Source organism: Gordonia sp. CPCC 206044 (assembly GCF_048537895.1).
Classification (GTDB): domain Bacteria; phylum Actinomycetota; class Actinomycetes; order Mycobacteriales; family Mycobacteriaceae; genus Gordonia.
On record NZ_JBCLVL010000007.1, the window covers coordinates 123,195 to 143,376 of the forward strand.

Annotated in this window: 20 protein-coding genes and 1 riboswitch; of the genes, 9 read left to right on the top strand and 11 right to left on the bottom strand. The window is 68.1% G+C overall.

The annotated features are described in order from the left end of the window. Positions 1-13: 13 nt before the first annotated feature. Positions 14-1,546, bottom strand: a complete 1,533-nt coding sequence (locus tag AAFP35_RS13045) for an ABC transporter substrate-binding protein (RefSeq protein ID WP_419222057.1) — start codon at positions 1,544-1,546, stop codon at positions 14-16. A gap of 291 nt (positions 1,547-1,837) precedes the next feature. Between AAFP35_RS13045 and AAFP35_RS13050 the strand changes: the two genes are divergently transcribed. Further along, positions 1,838-2,446, top strand: a complete 609-nt coding sequence (locus AAFP35_RS13050) for a TetR/AcrR family transcriptional regulator (protein WP_419222058.1) — start codon at positions 1,838-1,840, stop codon at positions 2,444-2,446. Here the strand turns inward: AAFP35_RS13050 and AAFP35_RS13055 are convergent. The 7 genes from AAFP35_RS13055 to AAFP35_RS13085 all read right to left on the bottom strand — a co-directional run bounded on the left by AAFP35_RS13055 (position 2,440) and on the right by AAFP35_RS13085 (position 9,342). Continuing rightward, positions 2,440-3,240, bottom strand: coding sequence for a DJ-1/PfpI family protein (locus tag AAFP35_RS13055; protein ID WP_419222059.1), 801 nt, complete (start codon positions 3,238-3,240; stop codon positions 2,440-2,442). The genes AAFP35_RS13050 and AAFP35_RS13055 overlap by 7 nt on opposite strands. Further along, a complete protein-coding gene (locus AAFP35_RS13060; protein WP_419222060.1) occupies positions 3,237-3,893 on the bottom strand; it encodes a hypothetical protein in 657 nt (218 codons plus the stop codon). The genes AAFP35_RS13055 and AAFP35_RS13060 overlap by 4 nt, the downstream gene beginning before the upstream one ends. Before the next feature lie 86 nt (positions 3,894-3,979). After that, positions 3,980-5,038, bottom strand: a complete 1,059-nt coding sequence (locus AAFP35_RS13065) for a MerR family transcriptional regulator (RefSeq protein WP_419222061.1) — start codon at positions 5,036-5,038, stop codon at positions 3,980-3,982. Positions 5,039-5,090: 52 nt separating this feature from the next. After that, the gene (locus tag AAFP35_RS13070; protein WP_419222062.1) at positions 5,091-6,164 is read right to left on the bottom strand and encodes a phosphotransferase family protein; all 1,074 of its coding nucleotides are present in this window, start codon (positions 6,162-6,164) and stop codon (positions 5,091-5,093) included. Beyond that, the gene (locus AAFP35_RS13075; protein ID WP_419222063.1) at positions 6,161-7,486 is read right to left on the bottom strand and encodes an acyl-CoA dehydrogenase family protein; all 1,326 of its coding nucleotides are present in this window, start codon (positions 7,484-7,486) and stop codon (positions 6,161-6,163) included. Before AAFP35_RS13075 ends, AAFP35_RS13070 begins: the two co-directional genes overlap by 4 nt. After that, entirely contained in the window at positions 7,450-8,055 is a 606-nt protein-coding gene (locus tag AAFP35_RS13080; protein WP_419222064.1) for a phosphatase PAP2 family protein, read from the bottom strand. Before AAFP35_RS13080 ends, AAFP35_RS13075 begins: the two co-directional genes overlap by 37 nt. Positions 8,056-8,187: 132 nt before the next feature. Then, positions 8,188-9,342: an acyl-CoA dehydrogenase family protein gene (locus AAFP35_RS13085; protein ID WP_419222065.1), complete on the bottom strand. Its 1,155-nt coding sequence runs from the start codon at positions 9,340-9,342 to the stop codon at positions 8,188-8,190. An 84-nt stretch (positions 9,343-9,426) separates the two neighbouring features. Here AAFP35_RS13085 and AAFP35_RS13090 point away from each other — a divergent pair, with 84 nt between their 5' ends. Then, complete coding sequence (locus AAFP35_RS13090; protein WP_419222066.1) at positions 9,427-10,014, top strand: TetR/AcrR family transcriptional regulator; 588 nt, start codon at positions 9,427-9,429, stop codon at positions 10,012-10,014. On the opposite strand, the gene AAFP35_RS13095 is transcribed toward AAFP35_RS13090, so the two are convergent. After that, positions 9,983-12,760 (bottom strand): sacsin N-terminal ATP-binding-like domain-containing protein, encoded by a 2,778-nt coding sequence (locus AAFP35_RS13095; RefSeq protein ID WP_419222067.1) that lies wholly within the window; start codon positions 12,758-12,760, stop codon positions 9,983-9,985. The two genes, AAFP35_RS13090 and AAFP35_RS13095, sit on opposite strands and share 32 nt — an antisense overlap. Positions 12,761-12,768: 8 nt before the next feature. Continuing rightward, a complete protein-coding gene (locus tag AAFP35_RS13100; RefSeq protein ID WP_419222068.1) occupies positions 12,769-13,581 on the bottom strand; it encodes a DUF3027 domain-containing protein in 813 nt (270 codons plus the stop codon). Positions 13,582-13,694: 113 nt separating this feature from the next. Between AAFP35_RS13100 and AAFP35_RS13105 the strand changes: the two genes are divergently transcribed. Both AAFP35_RS13105 and AAFP35_RS13110 read left to right on the top strand, forming a co-directional pair. Continuing rightward, entirely contained in the window at positions 13,695-15,728 is a 2,034-nt protein-coding gene (locus tag AAFP35_RS13105) for an MFS transporter (RefSeq protein ID WP_419222069.1), read from the top strand. Positions 15,729-15,782: 54 nt separating this feature from the next. Further along, positions 15,783-16,337, top strand: coding sequence for a DUF2771 family protein (locus tag AAFP35_RS13110; RefSeq protein ID WP_419222070.1), 555 nt, complete (start codon positions 15,783-15,785; stop codon positions 16,335-16,337). Between the two features lie 15 nt (positions 16,338-16,352). On the opposite strand, the gene AAFP35_RS13115 is transcribed toward AAFP35_RS13110, so the two are convergent. Next, positions 16,353-16,766: a cold-shock protein gene (locus tag AAFP35_RS13115; protein WP_419222251.1), complete on the bottom strand. Its 414-nt coding sequence runs from the start codon at positions 16,764-16,766 to the stop codon at positions 16,353-16,355. 227 nt (positions 16,767-16,993) lie between these two features. On the opposite strand from AAFP35_RS13115, the gene AAFP35_RS13120 reads away from it, so the two are divergent. The 5 genes from AAFP35_RS13120 (at position 16,994) to AAFP35_RS13140 (ending at position 20,168) form a co-directional block, all read left to right on the top strand. Next, the gene (locus AAFP35_RS13120) at positions 16,994-17,203 is read left to right on the top strand and encodes a hypothetical protein (RefSeq protein WP_419222071.1); all 210 of its coding nucleotides are present in this window, start codon (positions 16,994-16,996) and stop codon (positions 17,201-17,203) included. After that, a complete protein-coding gene (locus tag AAFP35_RS13125) occupies positions 17,200-17,745 on the top strand; it encodes a flavin reductase family protein (RefSeq protein WP_419222072.1) in 546 nt (181 codons plus the stop codon). Before AAFP35_RS13120 ends, AAFP35_RS13125 begins: the two co-directional genes overlap by 4 nt. Continuing rightward, positions 17,742-18,833 (top strand): GTP 3',8-cyclase MoaA, encoded by a 1,092-nt coding sequence (gene moaA, locus AAFP35_RS13130; protein ID WP_419222073.1) that lies wholly within the window; start codon positions 17,742-17,744, stop codon positions 18,831-18,833. Before AAFP35_RS13125 ends, moaA begins: the two co-directional genes overlap by 4 nt. Positions 18,834-18,840: 7 nt before the next feature. After that, positions 18,841-19,089, top strand: a complete 249-nt coding sequence (locus tag AAFP35_RS13135) for a MoaD/ThiS family protein (protein WP_419222074.1) — start codon at positions 18,841-18,843, stop codon at positions 19,087-19,089. 260 nt (positions 19,090-19,349) lie between these two features. Next, positions 19,350-19,523: riboswitch (cyclic di-AMP (ydaO/yuaA leader) on the top strand. A 6-nt stretch (positions 19,524-19,529) separates the two neighbouring features. Beyond that, positions 19,530-20,168, top strand: coding sequence for a transglycosylase family protein (locus AAFP35_RS13140; RefSeq protein ID WP_419222075.1), 639 nt, complete (start codon positions 19,530-19,532; stop codon positions 20,166-20,168). Positions 20,169-20,182: the final 14 nt, after the last annotated feature.

The following is a 20,182-nucleotide window of genomic DNA, read 5'->3' on the forward strand; positions in this document are numbered from 1 at the left end:
GAGTGCCAACACCTCAGTTCCCCTTCTCGGAAGTCGTCAGCCCGTCGGTCACACCGCGGAACGACGGGAATGCGGGCGCCCACGGGGTGGTCCAGCCGGTGACCCGGGGCGCGATCACATAGGCGGTCTTGGGCGAGAGCACCGGCACGAGAAACGAGGCCGGATCTACCGAGCCGGAGATCTTGCGGTACAACGCTGTTCGCGTGTCGGCTCCGGTGGCCGCGGTGGCGTCGGCGGCCAGCGCGGCCACTCCGTCGAGATCGGCGTGTCCGGGGTTGTACAGGCCGGTCGGCAGGACGTACCGGTCGATCGACTCGGACGGATCGAAGAAGTTCCCGGTCGCTCCGAACGCGATCGCTGCGCTCTTCTCGACGGCGAAGCGGCTGACCACCTGCGGCGGCGCCACCGGGACGACCCGTGCCCGCAGCCCGATGAGGTCCAGTTGCTGTTGCAGGACCGTCGCGAGTTGTTCGAAGATCTTGTTGCCTGCGACCGTGACGATGTCCACAGCGGCGCCACGTGCACCGGCCTGTGCGATCAGTTCCTTCGCCCGGTCCATGTCGTAGGGGAACCGCGTCAATCCGATCTGGTGGTCGTACGCCGCGGTGCCCGCACCCATGATCTGACCGGTGGGTTCGCATTCTCCCTTCAACAGCCCCGCGCAGATGCTCACCCGATCGAGCGACATGTTCACCGCCTCGCGCGCTCGCGGATCGGAGAACGGTTCGATGGCGGTGTTCATCGAGAACACGTAGTTCTCCGCGCCCAGGCTCCGCTCGGTCCGGTACCCCGCCTTCTCTGCGGCAGTGACCATGTCGTGGGGCAGAACGGTGACGTCGACGCTGTCGGACCGGACGGCGTTGAGTTTGGCGTCGTCCGACAGATAGACGATCTCCAGCACATCTGCGGTCGCGACGTGATCCCAATACCCCGGCGTTCTCGTGTAACGAACGCGATTGGGCGCCACGGACTCCAACGTGTACGGGCCGATACCCACTGCCTTCCTTGACAAATCAGTGTCATCGGCAATCGCCTTGTCCGAGATCATCATCCCGGCCGGACCTGCGAGGATACGCGGCAACGCCCCCACCCCACGTGGGCTCCGCAATCGCACCTGCCGGGTGTCGATCTCGTCCACCTGCACGCCCGCCAGCGAGGCGCGGTTGGTGCTGCCGTCCATCGTCTGCGAACGATGGATGTTGACGCTGACCGTGTGTGCCGTGAGCGGCGTCGCGTCCGGGAACCGCAGACCGGGGCGCAGCACGAGATCGAGGTAGGGGCCCGCCTGGTCGGTTCCGAACCGCCACGACTCCGCCAGCCTGGGCGCCACGGTCTCGTCGGCCCCCAGCGCGGTCAGACTGTCGTACACCGGCGCGGTGTAGACAGCCATCTGCTGCACCGAGAGTCGATCGGGATCCATCGTCGCCGCGGCCAGTGCCGCCGCAAAAGTCAGGGTCCCATCACCTTTCGACGTCGAGCCACCACACGCGACCACCACACCCACGACCAGTGCCAAGGCCGCCAGCCCCCGGGCAAGTCTCATCATCGAACAGACACCCCTCGTCCAGGTGATGCACGTCAATCCGATGCCGGAACTGTGCTTCACGCCACTTCTGAAACTGACCTTAGAATCAGAATCAAGGTGGCGCAACCCCCTGCCGTCTCCGCGATGGCCACTCGCTGCGCGTGCGGCCCGACATCGCGGCATCCACGAGACCGTCGAGCTGTGTTGGTGCTAGGTTCTTTTCGCGGGAAGACGTCGTACACGGGGGTTGCGGCAGCCCACCACCAGGGCCGGCGTCGACGGATCTGCGAGAGCACGGTCGGAGGTGACGAGATGCCGGCAAGCCCGAAGGGGCACCGAACCGAGGGCGCGATGCTCGATGCCGCTCGTCAGGTCTTCGCGGAGAAGGGATACCTGAACGCCAAGGTCTCCGACATCGCCGTCGCCGCCAACCGGTCACCGGCGTCGTTCTACAACTACTACGACAACAAGGAACAGATCCTCGAAGCCCTTCTGGGCCAGTTCTCGGCCGATATCCTCGAAGCGACGCTGGAGGCCAAGACCGGCGACCCACTCGAAGGGATCCGGGGCGCGGTGCGGGCGTACTGGGTGAGCTATCGACGCTATCTGCCGGAGATCATCGGGGTCTTCCAGATGTCGATGACCGACAACGCTTTTGCGCAACGGTGGCGCGCGAACCGCGCGGCCGGGATACGAGCGGTGCTCTCCGGCCTCGACAGCGCGGAGCGCAAGGGCTACCGCATCACCGCGGACCGGGACATGTTGGCTTCGGCGCTCGTCTCGATGCTCGAGGGTTTCTGTTGGACCTGGCTCGCGATGGGAGGCGAGGCCGACAACAACGGCCTCGACGAGGACGCCGCGATCGAAGCGCTCAGCGTGGTCTGGTATGGCGCGGTCTACCGGACGCCACCCGATCAGTGACGATCCGTCGACCTGTCGTCGACCTCGTCACCCCCGGGCGATCGCCGCACCGCCTTCGTGCCTGACCGTCGGGACCGTTTCCGGGCGCCCCGCACACCGTCGAGGGCCGCCCGCCACAGCAATCGCGCCGCCGCGGTCACCTGCGGGACATTAACGGAATCGCGTGCCAACAAGACGTTCGCACGCGCGATCGTCCCGGCCGAAGCCTTTGCGAGACTTCCGGAATCGAACGGTGGCTGCGGGTCGTACTCGATGGCGAGCTGGATGGCGTGTGCACGATCGGGTCCTGCGACGCGCTCGGCGATCCACAGTGCGAGATCGATACCCGCCGAGACCCCGGCACATGTGACGACATCGCCGTCGTGCACGATGCGCTCGTCACCGACCGGTGTCGCGCCGAAAGCGCGTAACGACGCCACCGCCTGCCAGTGCGAGGTCGCCCGCCGACCACGCAGGAGTCCCGCGGCACCGAGGATCACCGAGCCGGCACAGACCGAGGTCGTCCACGTGGTGTGAGCATCCACCGACTGCAACCAGGCGCGCAGAACCGCATCGTCGGCGTGTACGGCAACCGAGGTGCTGCCACCCGGCACCAGCACGATGTCCGGAGCGGGGGTCTCGTCGAAGGTGTGCGTCGCTCCGATGACGAGCACACCCGAATCGGCCGTCACCGGCCCGACCTCGTGCCACACGAACCGGACGTCGGCCGCGGGCAACATGCGCAAGACCTCGTACGGACCGATCAGATCGAGTGCGGTGAATCCCGGATAGGTGACCAGTGCAACCTGTGTCACGCCGACCGGTCCACGGTAGGGCGACGAAACGGCTTGAGACGCAGCACGTGTCGAAGAACGAACCCGAGTATCGGCCTCATGAACGGAGTCCCCCACCGCCAGGGCAGGAAACCGACCCAGCGTGGCGACCCACCGATCTGCCAGGTCACCGTGAGGGTGTTGGGCCTGGCGCCGTCGACGATGGTGAACCGCTCGGCGAAGTCCTTGATGGCCAACGGCACCGACACCCCGGTACCGACGAGGGTCAGGCTCTCGGAGTCGTCGACCTCGACGACGCGCTGCCCCACCGACAGGATCGTGCCGGACATCGACCGGCGTGCGCCGACCCGCACGCTGCGCCAATCGCCGTCTGGGTCACCAGTGTCCGGCGCCCACGACGGCCCGTGCAGGAACGGCAGCGACGACAGGTACTCGGCGGTAGTCAGGCGCTCCCAGACCTCCTTACGCGACAGCGGAGTGGTCTCGACGATGGTGATCGCGAACGATGCCCGCCGCTCGAAGTAGTCGTCGATGGAGTCGGCCGAGACCTCCCGCACCGCGAAACGGTCGGGTTTGGTGGCCAATCCGCAGAGGACGATCGCCGCGAGGATCGCGACGATCCCGATCACCGCCAGGACCGCGACGACGATCCCCAGCACTGCCCATCCGCTCATTCGACCCCCGTGTCGACGACCCGTGTTTCATATATGAGATATGACCTTAAAACACCGTTCATCACCGAGGCAATGGGCGCCCTTCTTCAGACGCGAACGGGCATCGCGACCGTGGTGAGGTCGCCGCTGTCGGCGGAGCGAACGATCATCGGCATCTCGGGGCCGGAGAACTCCAGGATCACCTCCGCACCGACCGCCGGAGCGATCGCGGGGTGCAAGGTCACCACGTCGAAGTCGATGTCGATCACCGGACCCGAGACCTCGGCGGCGATGTCGACACCAGGATCGTCGTCGCCGGAGATCTCGACGCCGACCGGGCCGACCCGGAGATGGAGGTGGCGCGACCTCGCCCGTTCCACGACCGCGCACAGGTCGGCATGGCTCACCAGAACCCGTGTGGTCGCCGCGGGCAGGCTCCGGAGCATCTGTTCATGGTCGGGAAAGTCGAGGTCCATGGTGCGGCAGCGGCGGTGCTCGCCGTCGGCCCGCATCTCGACGAACCCGTCGGCCATCGCCAACGTGAGCCGGTGCCTGCGTCGCAGCCACGGCAGTGCCGAACGGAGATCGTCGGCGTCGACCGTCTGCGACCAGGCCGGTGACTCCTCACCGAGAACCACGAATGTCCTTGTGGCCAAGCGGAACCGGTCGGTTGCAACGAGCGTGACCCGATCGTCGGACACCGAGACCCCGACCGCATCGAGCACCGGCAACTCCGGGTCCACCACCGTCGCGCTCAACACCTGCTCGAGTCCGGTCGCGAACCGGATTCCGCTGAGCTCAACGGGTCCCGACGTCGGCGACGGTCCCGCACGCAGCGATGCCCGCACCTCGGCGGCACGCTCGGCCACCACCCGTAGGCGCGTGCCGAACTCCGCGACGTGGGCGTCGACCACCTCCACCGCCGTGTCGACGTCCGCGGCATCGAGTACCTCGCGCAGGCGCACGAGCGGCATGTCCATCTCGCGCAGTCGGCGGACCAGCACCCCCTGGTCGATCTGATCGGGCCGGTAGTACCGATAGCCGGTGGCGTCGTCCACGAATGCCGGTGCCAACACCCCGGAGTCGGCGTAAAAGCGCAATGCACTCGCGGTGAGGCCGCAGGCCCGCGCGAAGACACTGATGGTCAGCAGGTCGTCGTTGTTCATTCCTGCATCGTGCGGCTTCGAGCAACACGAAGGTCAAGACGACCGCCGCCGGTCACCCGGCGATCAACTCCGCGATACGACCTTCGACCATGCCGACCGCCGAACCGAGCAGCTTGAACGCCTCGTTCGAGGTCTGTCCGTGGTAGTAGCGGTAATAGATCTGCTGGGCGATCACCGCCAGGCGGAACTGCCCGAACACCTCGTACCACCGCCAGCGTTCCGGAGTCATCTCGAAACCCATACGCTCGCAATAGCGTTCGACGAACTCGGCGCGTGTGATCATGCCGGGGAGGTTGGTCGGTACGCGCCGCATCAGCTGGGTCTGCTCGTCATCGTCGGCCTGCACCCAGTAGGCGAGCGATCCGGCGACATCCATCAGCGGGTCGCCGAGTGTCGCCATCTCCCAATCGAGGATGCCCACCACGCGGGTCACGTCGTCAGCGGCGAGGACCACGTTGTCGAGTTTGTAATCGTTGTGGATCACGCAGTTCGCGATGTCATCCGGCTGGTTCTCCGACAGCCACGTCATCGCTGCCTCATAGTCGGGAACATCGTCGGTTCGGGCATTGCGGTAGCGCGTCGACCAGCCGTCGACCTGCCGACGCACATAGCCGAGCCCTTTGCCCAGGTCGGCCAGTCCGGCCTCCTGCGGATCCACCGAGTGCAGTTGCACCAGGACATCGATGAAGTTCAGACACAGCCGGCGGGCCTGATCCGACGACAGCGGCACGTCGGTCGGCCATTCCTTGCCGGGGATGACGCCATCGATCTTGCCCATCACGTAGAAGTCGGCGCCGAGCACCTCCTGGTCGTCGCAGAAGGCCACCATGGGCGCGATGTAGGGCAGCACCGACGACAGTTCCGACTGGATGCGGTACTCCCGGCCCATGTCGTGGGCACCGCGCGCCTTGGTGCCGCGAGGCCCGTGACGCAGGATGAGCTCCCGCTGCGGATACGTGAGCAGGAACGTGAGATTGGATGCGCCACCGGAGAACTGCCGTACGGCAGGCACGCCGTCGAGACCGCTCGGGTCCTTCGCGTGGGTGCGCAGCCACTGCGCGACACGCTCCACGTCGAAGGCGTCCTCGGCCCGTACGTCTCGGGCCCCTGCCACCTGGCTGCTCATCGATGTCCTCCATTCCGGTACTTACCCAGCTCGATCCTGGCCACCACGCCCCGGTGCACCTCGTCGGGCCCGTCGGCGAGCCGCAGCGAGCGGGCGCCGACCCATGCCGCGGCAAGTGGGAAGTCGTCGGTCAGCCCGGCACCACCGTGCAATTGAATCGCGAGATCGATGACGTCGAGCGCCATGTTCGGGACCTCGACCTTGATCTCGCTGACCGCCGACACCGCGGCCGCCGATATCCCCCGTCGCTCCGCTCGCCCCGACGACATCCCCCGTCGCTCCGCTCGCCCCGACGTCAGCCCCTGATCCAGCAGCCACGCCGCGTGCAGCACCAGCAGGCGTGACCGGTTGATGGCGATGCGCGCATCGGCGATCCGTTCGCTGTTGCCACCGAGTTTCGCCAGTGGACGACCGAAGGCGGTGCGCTCCAGGGCCCGCCGCACACCGAGTTCCAGGGCGCGCTCGGCCAGACCGATCGCGCGCATGCAATGGTGGACCCGGCCGGGCCCGAGCCGCCCCTGCGCGATCTCGTTGGCCCGACCGGGACCGAGGATGATGTTGGACGCCGGTACCCGCACGTCGTCGAAGGACACTTCTCCGTGGCCCAGGGGTTCGTCGTGATACCCCATGGTGGTGAGCAGGCGGTCGACCCGCACCCCGGGGGTGTCGATCGGCACCAGCACCATGGTGTGCCGCGCGTGCCGATCAGCGGTGGGATCGGTGACACCCATGAAGATGAGGATTCGACATTCCGGGTTACCGACTCCGGTGGAGAACCACTTCGTGCCGTTGATGATGACGTCGTCGCCGTCGAGGACTGCCGTGGCCGCCATGTTGGTGGCGTCCGACGATGCGACCTCCGGTTCGGTCATGCAGAACGCACTGCGGATCTCGCCGGCCAGCAGAGGTTCGAGCCACCGGGCACGCTGCTCGTCCGAACCGTATCGGAGCAGCACCTCCATGTTGCCGGTGTCCGGGGCGTTGCAGTTGAACACGAGCGGGGCCAGCATCGACGACCCCATCGCCTCGGCGATGGGCGCATAGTCGACGTTGGACAGCCCCTCTCCTCCGTCGGTACCGAAGTCGGCCGCGTAGCGACCGGCATGTTCGACGGGCAGGAAGAGGTTCCAGAGTCCGGCCGCGCGTGCGCGGGCCTTCAGTTCGCCGATCACCGGCGAAGGCGTCCACCGGTCCTCCCCGGCCTCGCGACGTCGGACGATCTCCTGGTGCACGGCAGGCTCGACCGGCGCGATCTCGTCGCGCATGAAGGTGCGTACTCGTTCGGTCAGTTCCGCGGACCGCGGTGACGGGGCGAAGTCCATTCTCCGACCGTAGCCGGTCGATCGATGGGTGCCCAGCGCCGACACAGCCAGACACACGCTGCCACCCACAGCGCCCCGAGCAACCACCCGGCCAGCACGTCGGTGGTCCAGTGCACACCGAGATAGACACGGGTGCAGCCGATCGCGATCGCCCAGACGGGCGCGATCACCAACACCAGCGCGTGCTCGCGCACCCAGATACTGAGTCGGTAGGCGGCCAGGGCCAGCAAACCGAACACGATGGTGCTCATCATCGCGTGTCCCGACGGGAACGAATACGAATCGATGTCGAGGAGTCGGTCGTCCACCGGTGGGCGCGGCCGGGCGAACAGATGTTTGAGCCCCACCATGGCCACGAAGCCACCAGCCGACCCCGCAGCCACCAGGACGGCCTCGGTGTGCGCCCGATAGACGACGAGACCGATGACCGCGACCACCACGACGGTGGTGAGCACGAGGGTGTTCCCCGTGGTGGTGACGGCGTGTGCGATCGCCGTGAGCACGTCGTCACGTCGCGCGATCACACTGTTGGTGATGTCCCGGTCGAGACCGCTCGGACTCAGCAGCATCGCGGCACTCTGTTCTCGACCGCCCGCACCGGGCTCTCGACCGCCCGCAGCGGCGATCTCGGGTCGGGTCCGAGTCGGCCACACCTCACGGCTCCACCCTAACGGCCGCGGCCATCCGGCCCGGCCGAGCGATCAGCGCGATGCCAGTGCACGGCCGATCACCAGACGCTGAATCTGGTTGGTGCCCTCGAAGATCTGCGTGATCTTGGCCTCGCGCATGTACCGCTCGACTCGGAAGTCGCGGGTGTATCCGTAACCACCGAACACCTGCACCGCGTCCGTGGTGACCTTCATCGCAGCGTCGGTGGCGACGAGTTTGGCGGTCGCCGCCGCGCGCGAGTAGGGACGGTCGGCATCGCGTCGTCGCGCCGCATCGATGTACATGGCGCGGGCGGAATCCACCGCGGCCGCCATGTCGGCGAGGAGAAAGGCGAGCCCCTGGTGGTCGATGATCTTGCGGCCGAACGTGGTTCGCTCCTGCGCGTAGTCGACGGCCGCGTCGAGCGCCGACTGGGCGAGTCCCGTGGCGACGGCAGCGATGCCGAGCCGCCCGGAATCCAACGCGGAGAAGGCGATCTTCAGTCCGTCTCCCTCTCCGCCGAGCAGGCGCCCCTCGTCCACGAGGGCGTCGTCGTAGGTCGCCGAGGTCGTCGGGACCGCAGCCAACCCCATCTTCTCCTCCGGCTTGCCGAACGTCAGCCCGTCGGTGTCACGGGGCACCAGGAAGCAGCTGATGCTCTTGGCGTTCTCCCCTTCGTTTCCCGGCGTACGCGCGAACAGGTTGTAGACGTCGGCGATGCCGCCGTGCGTGATCCACGCCTTCGATCCGTTCACCCGATAACCACCGTCGGCGCGTGTGGCCTTGCAGGCCAGCGCCGCCGCATCCGACCCGGCCTGTGGCTCGGACAGGCTGTAGGCACCGATCAGCTTGCCGTTCAGCAGGTCGGGCAGCCACTGCCGTTTCTGCTCATCGGTACCGAAGTTGAACAACGGATGGCAGGCCAGTCCGTGCACACTCACAGCCACCGCGACGGCGGCCCAGCGCGCACCGAACTCCTCGAGCACCTGTAGGTAGACCTCGTAGGGTTGCCCGCCCCCGTCCCATTCCACCGGGTACGGCAGCCCGAGCAGGCCGGCCTCCCCCATCTCCGCGAACAGTCCGTCGGGATAGGTCTCCGACTTCTCGTGGTCATCGACGATCGGCGCCATGCGCTTGTCGGCGAAGTCCCTGGCCAGCGCGATGAGATCGTGGGCCTCGTCGTTGGGTAGGAGTCGATCGACCGGCATCGTGAGGCCTTTCCGTGGGACCGAGCGGAAGCGCCTCGGTTCTACTGACAGTACTGAAGTACTCATGATAGTACTATCGTCTGCATGCCCACTGATACCGGCTTCGCGACGCGGCGACGCGAGGACCTCTTCGACGGCCTCGTCGCGCTGCTGTTGGCAGAGGGTTTCGCACATCTCGGCGTGGCCGATCTGGCCTCGCGCCTACGGTGTTCCAAGTCGACGTTGTACACACTGGCCGACAGCAAGGAGCGGCTCGTCGTCAAGACCGTGTCACACTTCTTCCGGACCGCCACCGACGAGGTCGAGGCGCGAGTGGCGACGACGCCGGGGGCACGAGCCAAGGTCATCGAGTACCTGATCGCGGTCGGCGATGCACTGGCACCGGCATCCGACGCATTCATGACCGATCTGCACGGCAACGAGTCGACTCGCACGCTCTACGAACGCAATACAGCCGCGGCGGCCCGCCGCGTGGGAGAGTTGATCGCCGACGGCGTCACCGCGGGTGAGTTCCGGGATGTGAACGCGGCCTTCGCCGCCGACCTGGCGGCATCGATGATGAGTCGTATCCAACGCCGGGAGGTCGCGGCCGCCACCGGCCTCGACGATGCGCAGGCCTATCGTCAGCTCGCGGCGATCCTCACGACGGGAATCGACGCTGCAGGTGGGTGACACCGCGCTCGTCCACCCACCAGGACACCCGGACCTCCCGTGCGGCAGCTCCGCGTCGGACCCGGATCCACAGCTCGTCGTGCAGTCGGATCTCACCGCGGGCGAGGTCGCGGCCCCACAGCGACGCGAAGGCGACGGCATCCGTGCCGTCGGTCGTGGACGGGTCCCCCGGATCCCTGACGGTGGTGACCAGTTCGTCGGTCGCCGTGGGCAGATCCAGGATCTCCGCGAGCCGGGTGGCGTCGTCGGCGGTGATCGGAACAGCCGTCACGACCGTCTCCTCGGGCGCCAACACCTGTAGCAGCCAGGAGCGGTCGAGCACCACGGCCTGCTCCACGGCGTCGCCCGACAAAGCTCGAACACGCAGTGGCACACCGACATCGACGGGATCGAAGACGCCGTGCCGACTCGCGGCCACGGCGGCGGTGTGCACGGCGGCGGCCACGCCGGGTGCGATCACGCGCGCCGGATCCCCGAGGTGCGCCAGCATGACGTCGGCGTCGGCCGCCGACTCCGGCGCGAGTCCACCGAGCGCCGCGGCCAGTCGGTCGGCGTGGGGGTGGTCGAGAGCGTCGCGCACCCCGTCGATCGTCGTGTCCGACGGAGCCCGATACCAGCCCAGCGGTCGACCGTCGACGACAGCATGGTGCCGAAGCCACCATGCTGTGTACCCGGTACGGTCGGCGAGCAACGGGGCGTTCGCCTCGTCGGTGGCGAGCATGGTGAGCGCCTGCGGCCAGTGCCGTTCGGAGACGAGGTCCAGATCTCGAACGGCGACAAGGGTTTCCGGAGGATCATCGAGGGTGTCCCACCATTGGGCCTCGTCCGGGAGGTCGTGGTCGGGCGCCACCGGGAGTTCGTCGCGGATGGTCAGGAAGCCCCATCCGACGCCGACCCGGCGTAACACGTCGGGCCCGACCCGCGCGACCACGTCGGCGGCGAGGACGCCGAACGGTGCATCGTCGGCGAGTACCGACGCCAACGGACTGTCGGGAAGCAGGAGTTCGTCGGCCTGACACAGCTCGCCGTCCTCGTCCGGCAACAGCAACCGAGACAGCGAATCCGGCACGGCCGCAGAAGGTTCGGCGGCGAGCAGCGCGAACACCTGGTCGGCCAGCGCCTCCGCGTCGTCCTCGTCCGCCGACTCCACGAGCGCTTCGAGCGCGGGGTCGGCCAAGGCATCCTCCACCGAGATGGCCTGTGCACCCAACCGTTCCAGCAACGGATGGCGCGCCTGCGGATGCACCGTCGGGACCCAGCTGATCGCGGTGTCGACGTGGTCGGCGATCCGCAGTCCACGCGCTCCGATGCTCATTCGCCCATCCGAACGCGGAATGGGTATCGCACCGAGCTCTTCCGCGTCGATGGCCGTGGTGACCAACGGTGACAGTGCTGCGTAGAGCTCGCGCCACCACGACGGTTCCCGCTCGACACCGACGAGACGTTCGACGAGCTGCGCCAACCCGATCTCGCCGACCCCCACCGAGCGCAGCCGTGCCACCTCGCGCCGTTCGGACACGTCCGGGTGCGCGAGGTCGCCGACGATGGGCGCCAGGACGTCGGCCAGCTCGCCGGTCAGATCCGGCAGGACCACGGCCCGTCCGGGCACGAGATCGTCGCCGGTGATCGACGGCAGCCACACCCCCTGCCGCAGTTCGTCGATCACGGCGTCGATCAGAACGGCGTCGTCGCGGTTGACCGCCCGCGCGGCCACCGGAACGAGATGCGGCCGCCACGACGCCGGGACTGATGCCGCGAGGTCCGCGTAACCCGTTGCCGCGGTGACGATATCGGCCTCAGGGTGCAGATGCCGACGATCCGGGGTGAGCGGGAGGTCGGTGATGCACCGGGCGGGCAACGACAGATCGATGTCCGTCGGCGTCGGTGCACACAGCCGGTGATGGTCCTCGATCAGCAGGGCCGAGTCGTCGGACTCCACCAACCATCGGGTACCACCGCGAGCCGCCTCGAACCAGGTCCGGGTGACCACCGCGCGCGGTGACGTGACCGTGACGGTGATCGTGCGCGTGGACGACTCGGCAGGCGGCTGCCCTCCTGCCACCACGACACCGTCGATCGTGACACGGGTGTCGTCGACGGTGATCTCGGCCAAGGTCGGCAGCTCGAGCAACAGATCGGGCGCCTGGGCGAGCGCTGCCGACAAGGTCTCCTCCACCGACACGTCGTCGCGCAGGTGCAGCACGATCTCGGTGTCGAATCCCGGTGCGGGCGCGGCGGTCACGGGCCACGCGAGCCGCAGCAGCGGGGGCCGGACACCGTCGGCGACCACGCCTGCCGACCCGGCTACGGCCGCCGACTCGTCGCGATCGAAGGCCAATGAGCCCGTCGTGGAGCGGACCTCCACCCGATCGGCAACGGTTGCCGTGGTCGTGAACCCCACGCCGAACCGCCCCACCTCGCCTGCGTCGCCCGCACGTTTGGCGGACACGCGCAGGGACAGCAGGGATCGGGCACCGGCAGCGCTCAGCGGGGCACCGGTGTTGGCCACGTGTACGACGCGGTCCCGCGCCCAGATGGCCAGGCGGCCGGGGACTCCCGCGGCAGCGGCCGCGTCGGCGGCGTTCGCGGCGAGTTCGGTGAACAGGCGATCCCGGTATCCGACGGTGACCAGGTCGGCCTCCACGGCGGAGTCCTCGGCGAACCTCGTCGGTGAGCCCCGCCACGACGCGAGCGTCGACGAGCGAAGGTCGGCGAGTTCGAACGGATCGTCGGCGGACGCCGGCACAGTGATGGTCAGGCCGTTGCGTCGGCGCCGGCGTCGGCGGACGCTGCCACGCTGACGATCTCCAGCGCGCCGTCGTCGTATGCGTCGTAGGCCGGTGATCCGTCACCCGACGGCGCGGTGATGTCCGAGTGTGCACCGCAGCCGTAGTCGGCGGCGACGACGCGGCCGTCGGCGGAGTACTCGTTGGCGCACACCCCGAACGCCGGGCGCAACGCACCCGACAGCGGCAGGTAGAAACCGCAGGTTGCGCAGTGATACGTCGCCGCGGCCGCCATGTCGCTGTGCGGCCCGTGTTCACCGTCGTACCACCGCTGCGCCGCCTCGTCGCGCCCCTCGGGGCTCAACAGTCGGCGACGTCCGAGTCCGAGTTCGCCTGCGATCTGACCGAATTCCTCGGCGTCGTCCTCCGATTCGAACCGGAACTCGTCGCCGGTGTCGACCTGGTTGGGCACCAGTCGCACGTCGTCGGTGTCGGCGGCGAGCATGTCACCGGGCGAGAGGTCGCCGGGTACGACCCGCTGATTCCACGGAACCCAGGCGGGCGCGAGCAGCGCTCCCTCGCCGGGCAGCAGCACGACCTCGCTGACGGTGATGTCGTCGGACTCCGGTGCACCGGCGAGGACGACACACCACTGCCACCCGCGGTACCCGGCCAGGTCGGCTTCGAAGTAATGGGTCACCGCCCAGTCGCCTTCCGGGGAGGCATCGAGATGCTTCCCCGGTTGCTGGCCATCGTCGACGAGCGCGGCACGCGCCACGTCGACAGCGTTGAGCAACCGCTCACCGTCGAACGCAAGAGTCACCCCTCCAGTGTGCAACATCGCACGACAGCGGCAGCATCGACCCGGGTTTTCGGACGTGGGACCCGCCGATGTCCGGCGCGCGGCGAGGCGCCGTCGCCACCCGGTCGGTGGGATGGGGGACAATTGTCGTTGTGAACCGACCCAGTCCGCGCTTCCCCGGTGGGGAGCGAAACGAACCGACGGGGCCGGGGGCCCGCGGCGCGGGTCACGATGGACCCCCGGGCGACGGCGGCGACACCCGCCGGAGCCCGCGGCAGCATCCCGGTACCGCGAACTACCCGGCCGACGACCAGCGCACGCCGCGACGGTCGTCCGGTGCCCGCAGCTCCCGTGGCCCCGCCGACAATGCGTATCTGCCGCCCCGGACACACAACCCGCACCTGCCGCCCCTCGACGGCGACGGCCAGGACGCCCATCCCGACGACGGGACCACCGAACGCATCGGTTCGACCAAGGCCATGCCGACCGATCCGTCGGGCACCGACCGCATGCCGAAGAAGCTGACCGTCGCGAGGGTCGCGGCGATGCGTTCGCGGCAACTGACCAGTCGCGGTCTCGGCAAGATCTACCAGGCGGCGACCGCAGACGGTGCCGACCAGTCCGGGCTGACGGCGCTGACCATGCCGGTGATCGTGAACTTCGCGGTGGACGCCGCGATGGCCGTCGGCCTGGCCAACACGTTGTTCTTCGCGGCCGCCACCGGCGAATCGAAGGCCAACGTCGGCCTCTATCTGGCCCTGACGATCGCGCCGTTCGCACTCATCGCGCCGCTGATCGGCCCGTTGCTCGACCGACTCCAGCACGGCCGTCGCATCGCGATGGCCGGCACCTTCGGTCTGCGGACGGTGCTCGCACTGCTGATCATGGCCAATTGTTCCTGGGACGCCGCGGCCGAACAGCTGCAGTACGACCCGTGGGTTCTCTACCCGTGTGCGCTCGGACTGCTGGTGCTGTCGAAATCGTTCGGTGTGCTCAAATCCGCTGTCACGCCGCGGGTCGTGCCACCGACCATCGACCTCCCGATGGTGAACTCACGGCTGACGACGTTCGGTCTGCTCGGCGGCACCATTCTCGGTGGCGCGATCGCCGGCATCTTCGAGATGCTGCTGGGCAAGGTGCTCCCCTTCCATCTGCCCGGCGCCATCGCCTGGCTGGCCGTGATCGCCGCCGTCGGCGCGTGGCTGTGCATGCGCATCCCGTCCTGGGTCGAGGTCACCGAGGGCGAGATCCCGACGACGCTGACCTACCACGGCGAGCCCGCGACCCATGCACCCGACGATCACGCCGGACCGGGCGGTCTCAAGAGCAGTGCCCGCGAGACCGCGGGCCGACTCGCCGCCAAGATGCGTCAGCCACTCGGCCGCAAGGTGGTCGCCGGACTGTGGGGCAACGCGACCATCCGCATCATGACCGGCTTTCTGACCCTGTACGTCGCCTTCTACGCCAAGGCGCAGCAGGACGTGCACTCCGATTGGACGCAGTTGCTGCTGCTGGGCGCCGTCGGCGCCGCGGCCGGTATCGGCAACTTCCTGGGCAACGGCCTGGGCACCCGACTGGAGTTGAAGAATCCGCCCCGCATCGTCGTCTGGTGCACCGCAGCCTGTTTCGTCGGTGCCGCACTGGCGGCGATCTTCGGCAACATCATCGTCGCGACGGCGGCAACGCTCGTCGCATCGGGAACCAGCGCCATCGGCAAAGTCTGCCTGGACTCCTCGATCCAGGACGATCTCCCCGAGGAGTCCCGCGCCTCGGCGTTCGGACGCTCGGAGACCGTGCTGCAGCTCGGCTGGGTCTTCGGCGCGTCGCTGGGTGTGTTGCTCCCCACCACGTTGTGGATCGGCTTCACCGTCGTCGCGGTGCTGATGGCCGTCGGTTTGCTGCAGACCGTCCTCACCACCCGCGGATCGTCGCTCATGCCGGGCATCGGTGGGCAGCGTCCCGACTATGCCGCTCCGACGGTCGCTTTCGCCGCCGCCCCGAACGGTCCTGTCCGCAACCGCCCCGCCCCCGACAACGGCGCGGCCCCCAACGGCGCGGCCCCGCGACGAGCGTCCGAGGGACCGCCGACGTCGGAGGCCCCGACCCGGGCGCAACCGCGGCAACGTCGCGGACCGGGTGGCGATCCCACGCGCAAGATGCCCACCAACCGCAGCGGTCCGTCCTGAGCGGAACCGAGTGACCATTCAGCCCCACCTGAGAGAACCGGGAGACCCGCGCCAGTGCGAAGCGGAGAGAAGAAAGCCCTCACGATCATCGCGGCGGTCGCCGTGGTGTTCGTCCTCGTCGTCGGGGGCACGGTCGCGTTCCTGACCCGCGACGTCTGGTCGGGCGACTCGAACGACGACGATGACCTCTACCTGCAGTTGGCCGTCGGCGACCGGTTGATACGCGTCGAGCCCACACTGATGTGCGACATCTTCCTCAAGAACTGTTCGCCGTCGGATCCGCGCGACATCAGCGTGCAGCGGGTGCCGATCCCGATCGGCGAGTCGGTGCTGGTGTCGGCGTCCAAGGACGTCGCCGAATGGCCGTGGAACCTGGTGGTGCAGTATCTGACCCCGCGCGGGCCCGAGGTCACCTCGACCCCGATGCGTTCGGAGTCCACCTACACCACGGCGCTGCACTCGACGCCGGACCGTGTCGTCGTCAACATCGAGGTGCAGATCCCGTCGGCGGTCACCGAACCCGGCACCGACAACGTCATGGCGCGCGGCTTCCTCGCCGCGGACACCACGCCGGAGAACCTGCCGGAGCGACCGGTCACCCAAGGGTGACCGGCGGCCGGTCGGTCAGCGTTCGAGTTCGCGGGTGACCGCGCGGACCACCTCGGAAATGCGCTGCGACGTCTTGCGGTCCGGGTAACGACCCTTGCGCAGTTCGGGTTGCACGGCGCCCTCGAGCAGGGTGATCAGATCGGCGACCATGCCGTGCAGCTCGTCGGGCGTGTGCCGCTTGGTCTCCTTGCGCGCTGCCTCGCGGGCGTTCTTCGCCACACTGGGGGCAGGCTCGAGGATGGTGACGGCCAGTGCCTGCGGTCCGCGGCGTCCTGCGGCCATGCCGAACTCGACGCGCTGACCGGCCTTGAGATTCTCCACGCCCGCAGGCAGCGCCGACGATCGGACGTAGACGTCCTCACCGTCGTCCTGCGCGAGGAAGCCGAAACCCTTCTCCGCGTCGTACCACTTCACCTTGCCGGTCGGCACTGTATCCACCCTCATCCGTCATCGGACACTTCATGACAAAAGCGCCCCTCACCTGATCACAGCTGGCCCCGGAACGGAACCCGGCTCCACATCTCGGGTGAGCAGACGCCTATGCGCAGCAGTCTAGCCAACACAGACCATCCGGGTCACGTCGAATACCGCCGCCACGGCCTGACCTCCACGGACACGGACAACGCCAGGCGGGCTCGTGTTCTACCGTGGATCCCATGCAGAGGCAATCGTCCCCGCGGCTCCTGCAGTTGGCGGGCATCGTCTTCGCGATCGGACTCGCGGCCATCATCGCGCTGTTCGTGATGCCGTTGGTCGGCGACGGCGACACCGCACCGACATTCGTCTATGTCCTGACGATGTGTGCGCCGCTCGGCTTCGTCATCGGCCTCGTCTACGCGCTGCGGTCCGGCCGGAGGGCGCGGTGAGCACCGAATCCGTGGTTCCGGTCGCCGCCCTCGCCCCGGCGACGGACTCCGACGCGCTCAAGCGCGCGTTCAGTTGTTTTCCGTCCGGGGTCGTCGCGGTCTGCTGCCGGGCCACCGCCGCCGACAACTCCTCCGAGATGGTCGGGATGGCCGCGAGCGCGTTCACCACGGTCTCTCTCGATCCGCCCCTGGTGTCGCTGTGCGTGCAGAACACCTCGACCACCTGGCCACGACTGCGCAACGCACCGGCGATCGGGGTGAGTGTCTTCGCGAGCGATCAGGGTGAACTGTGCCGCCAGCTCGCCGGCCCCGCCGCCGACCGGTTCGCCGGGATCACCGCCACCGACACCGCCGACGGCGCACTGTTCGTCCCGGACGCAGCCGCGAGCCTGTCGTGCTCGTTGTTCCACGAGATACCCGCCGGCGACCACACGCTGGTGCTCCTGCGGATCGAAGCGCTGCGCTGCGATCCGGGCGTCGAACCACTCGTGTTCCACGCCAGCACTTTCCGATCGCTGGAAGCGCGCAGGGACCGATCATGACGACGGTCGCACTCGGATTTCCCAGCGCACCGTCGGCGCGCCAGGCGATCGCCGACGATGTGCCGCGTACCGGCCCACTGCGAGACCGGTACGGCCGTACCGTGCGTGACCTGCGGGTCTCGGTGACCGACCGATGCAATCTGCGGTGCACGTACTGCATGCCTGCCGACGGCTTGGACTGGCTGCCCCCGCAGTCGGTGTTGACGACCCGCGAATTGATCCGGGTGATCACCGTCGCCGTTCGAGATCTGGGCATCGAGACGATCCGTCTCACCGGCGGCGAACCACTCCTGAAGCGCGATCTGGAAGAGCTGATCGCGGCCGTCGCGCAGCTACCCGGCCGGCCGGAGATCGCGATGACGACCAACGGCCTCGGGCTCAAGCATCGTGCCGATGCTCTCGTTGCCGCCGGTCTCGATCGCATCAACGTCTCACTCGACACCGTCGACCGAGAGCGATTCGCCGCCATCACCCGTCGTGACCGCCTCGACGACGTGATCGCGGGGCTGGCCGCGGCGCGGCGCGCAGGCATGCGGACGGTCAAGGTCAATGCCGTCCTCGCCGATCACGACGACCTGACCCGGGTACCCGACCTGCTCGACTTCTGCCTGGAGCACGGCTACCAACTGCGGATCATCGAGCAGATGCCGCTGGATGCCGACCACCGTTGGGATCGTTCGTCCATGGTGACCGCGGACGAGATCCTGACCGCCCTGCGACGCCGATTCACACTGCTGCCCGACCCACGCCCCCGTGGCAGCGCGCCCGCGGCGACGTGGCTCGTCGACGGGTACGAGGTCGACGGCAATCCGGCGCGCGTCGGGGTGATCGCATCGGTGACCCGCCCGTTCTGCGGTGATTGCGACCGGGCTCGTCTGACCGCCGACGGCGCGTTGCGCAACTGCCTGTTCGCGGACACCGAGGCCGATCTGCGACCCGTGCTGCGCAGCGGACTCCCCGACGACGAACTCGACGCCGCGATCGCCGAGTGCTGGCGAGCCAACGCCTGGGGCAAGGCAGCCGGACACGGCGTCAACGACCCCGAGTTCCACCAGCCGAGCCGGCCGATGTCGGCGATCGGAGGCTGAGGCCGCCGTGCGCATCACCATCCGGTTCTTTGCTGCCGCCCGGGCCGCAGCGGGCACCGAGACATCCATCGTCGACGTCACCGACGACATCACCCTGGGCGGGCTCGAATCGGTGCTGGGCGCCGACAACCCGGAGCTCGCGAGGGTCCTCGAACGCTGCTCGTATCTGCGGGACTCGATCGCGGTGTGCGATCGCCTCGCACCGCTCGGTTCATGCGCCACGCTCGACGTGTTGCCGCCGTTTGCCGGTGGCTGACACCACATCTCGCCTGTGAGTTCAGTCACATAACGGGATGATCACGAGAAGGACACAAAGCGACTATCGGCCCGTGAACTGCGGCGACGCCGAAAGTGGATCGAAAGTCCCGATCCGGCACCGAAAATCGGCTTGCCAACAACGTGATTCGCGATCGAAGACGTCGTACTGTGACTGAACGACGCCCACGGGGGGTCACGAGCAAGTAACCAAGTACATACCGTTCCGTCGGCCGCGCCGAGCCTCGCTCCGCCACGGGACGTACCAGAACGACATCTAGGAGCGAGGACGGGGGACCCACTCTCCCGGCAGAGATCGGACGGCACACCGCCGTCCTTGGGGTTAAGTCCCGGCGTGATTCACGTCAGGCCGAGACCGGGCACCTCTCGCCCGAACCCGACAGCTGACTTCGTAGGCGCGTGGAGAGAGGAACACCACCAATGTCCGGACGTCACCGCAAACCGTCGAACACCACGACCACCAAGACCCTCGCGAAGGTCGCGCTCACCGGCGCTGTCCTCGGCGGCGGAGCCGCGATGCTGGGCACCGGCTCGGCCAACGCAGCCACCGATGCCGAGTGGAACCAGGTCGCCCAGTGCGAGTCGGGCGGCAACTGGGCCATCAACACCGGCAACGGTTACCAGGGCGGCCTGCAGTTCAGCCCGAGCACGTGGGCGGGCCACGGCGGCACGCAGTTCGCGCCGAGCGCCGACCAGGCCACCAAGGAACAGCAGATCGTCGTCGCCGAGCGCGTCCTGGGCAGCCAGGGCAAGGGCGCATGGCCCGTGTGTGGCACCGGCCTGTCGGGTTCGAGCCCGCGCACCGCGCCGGCTCAGCCGAAGCCGCTGCTGCCGCAGCTCCCGGATCTGCCGTTCAGCTGGAACACCTCGCCGGAGGCCAAGACCACCGACGACGTGAAGACGCAGATCGATTCCGCCCTCGCGCAGGCCACCGAGAACAACAAGATCAACCCGGAGGTCAAGGGCCTGTGGGACGCCGCCAAGAAGAGCGGCTACGAGCTCAACTCGGACCAGATCAAGCTGTTCAACGAGCACAAGGACCAGCTGCCCACCCCGTGAGTGACAGCAGCCGT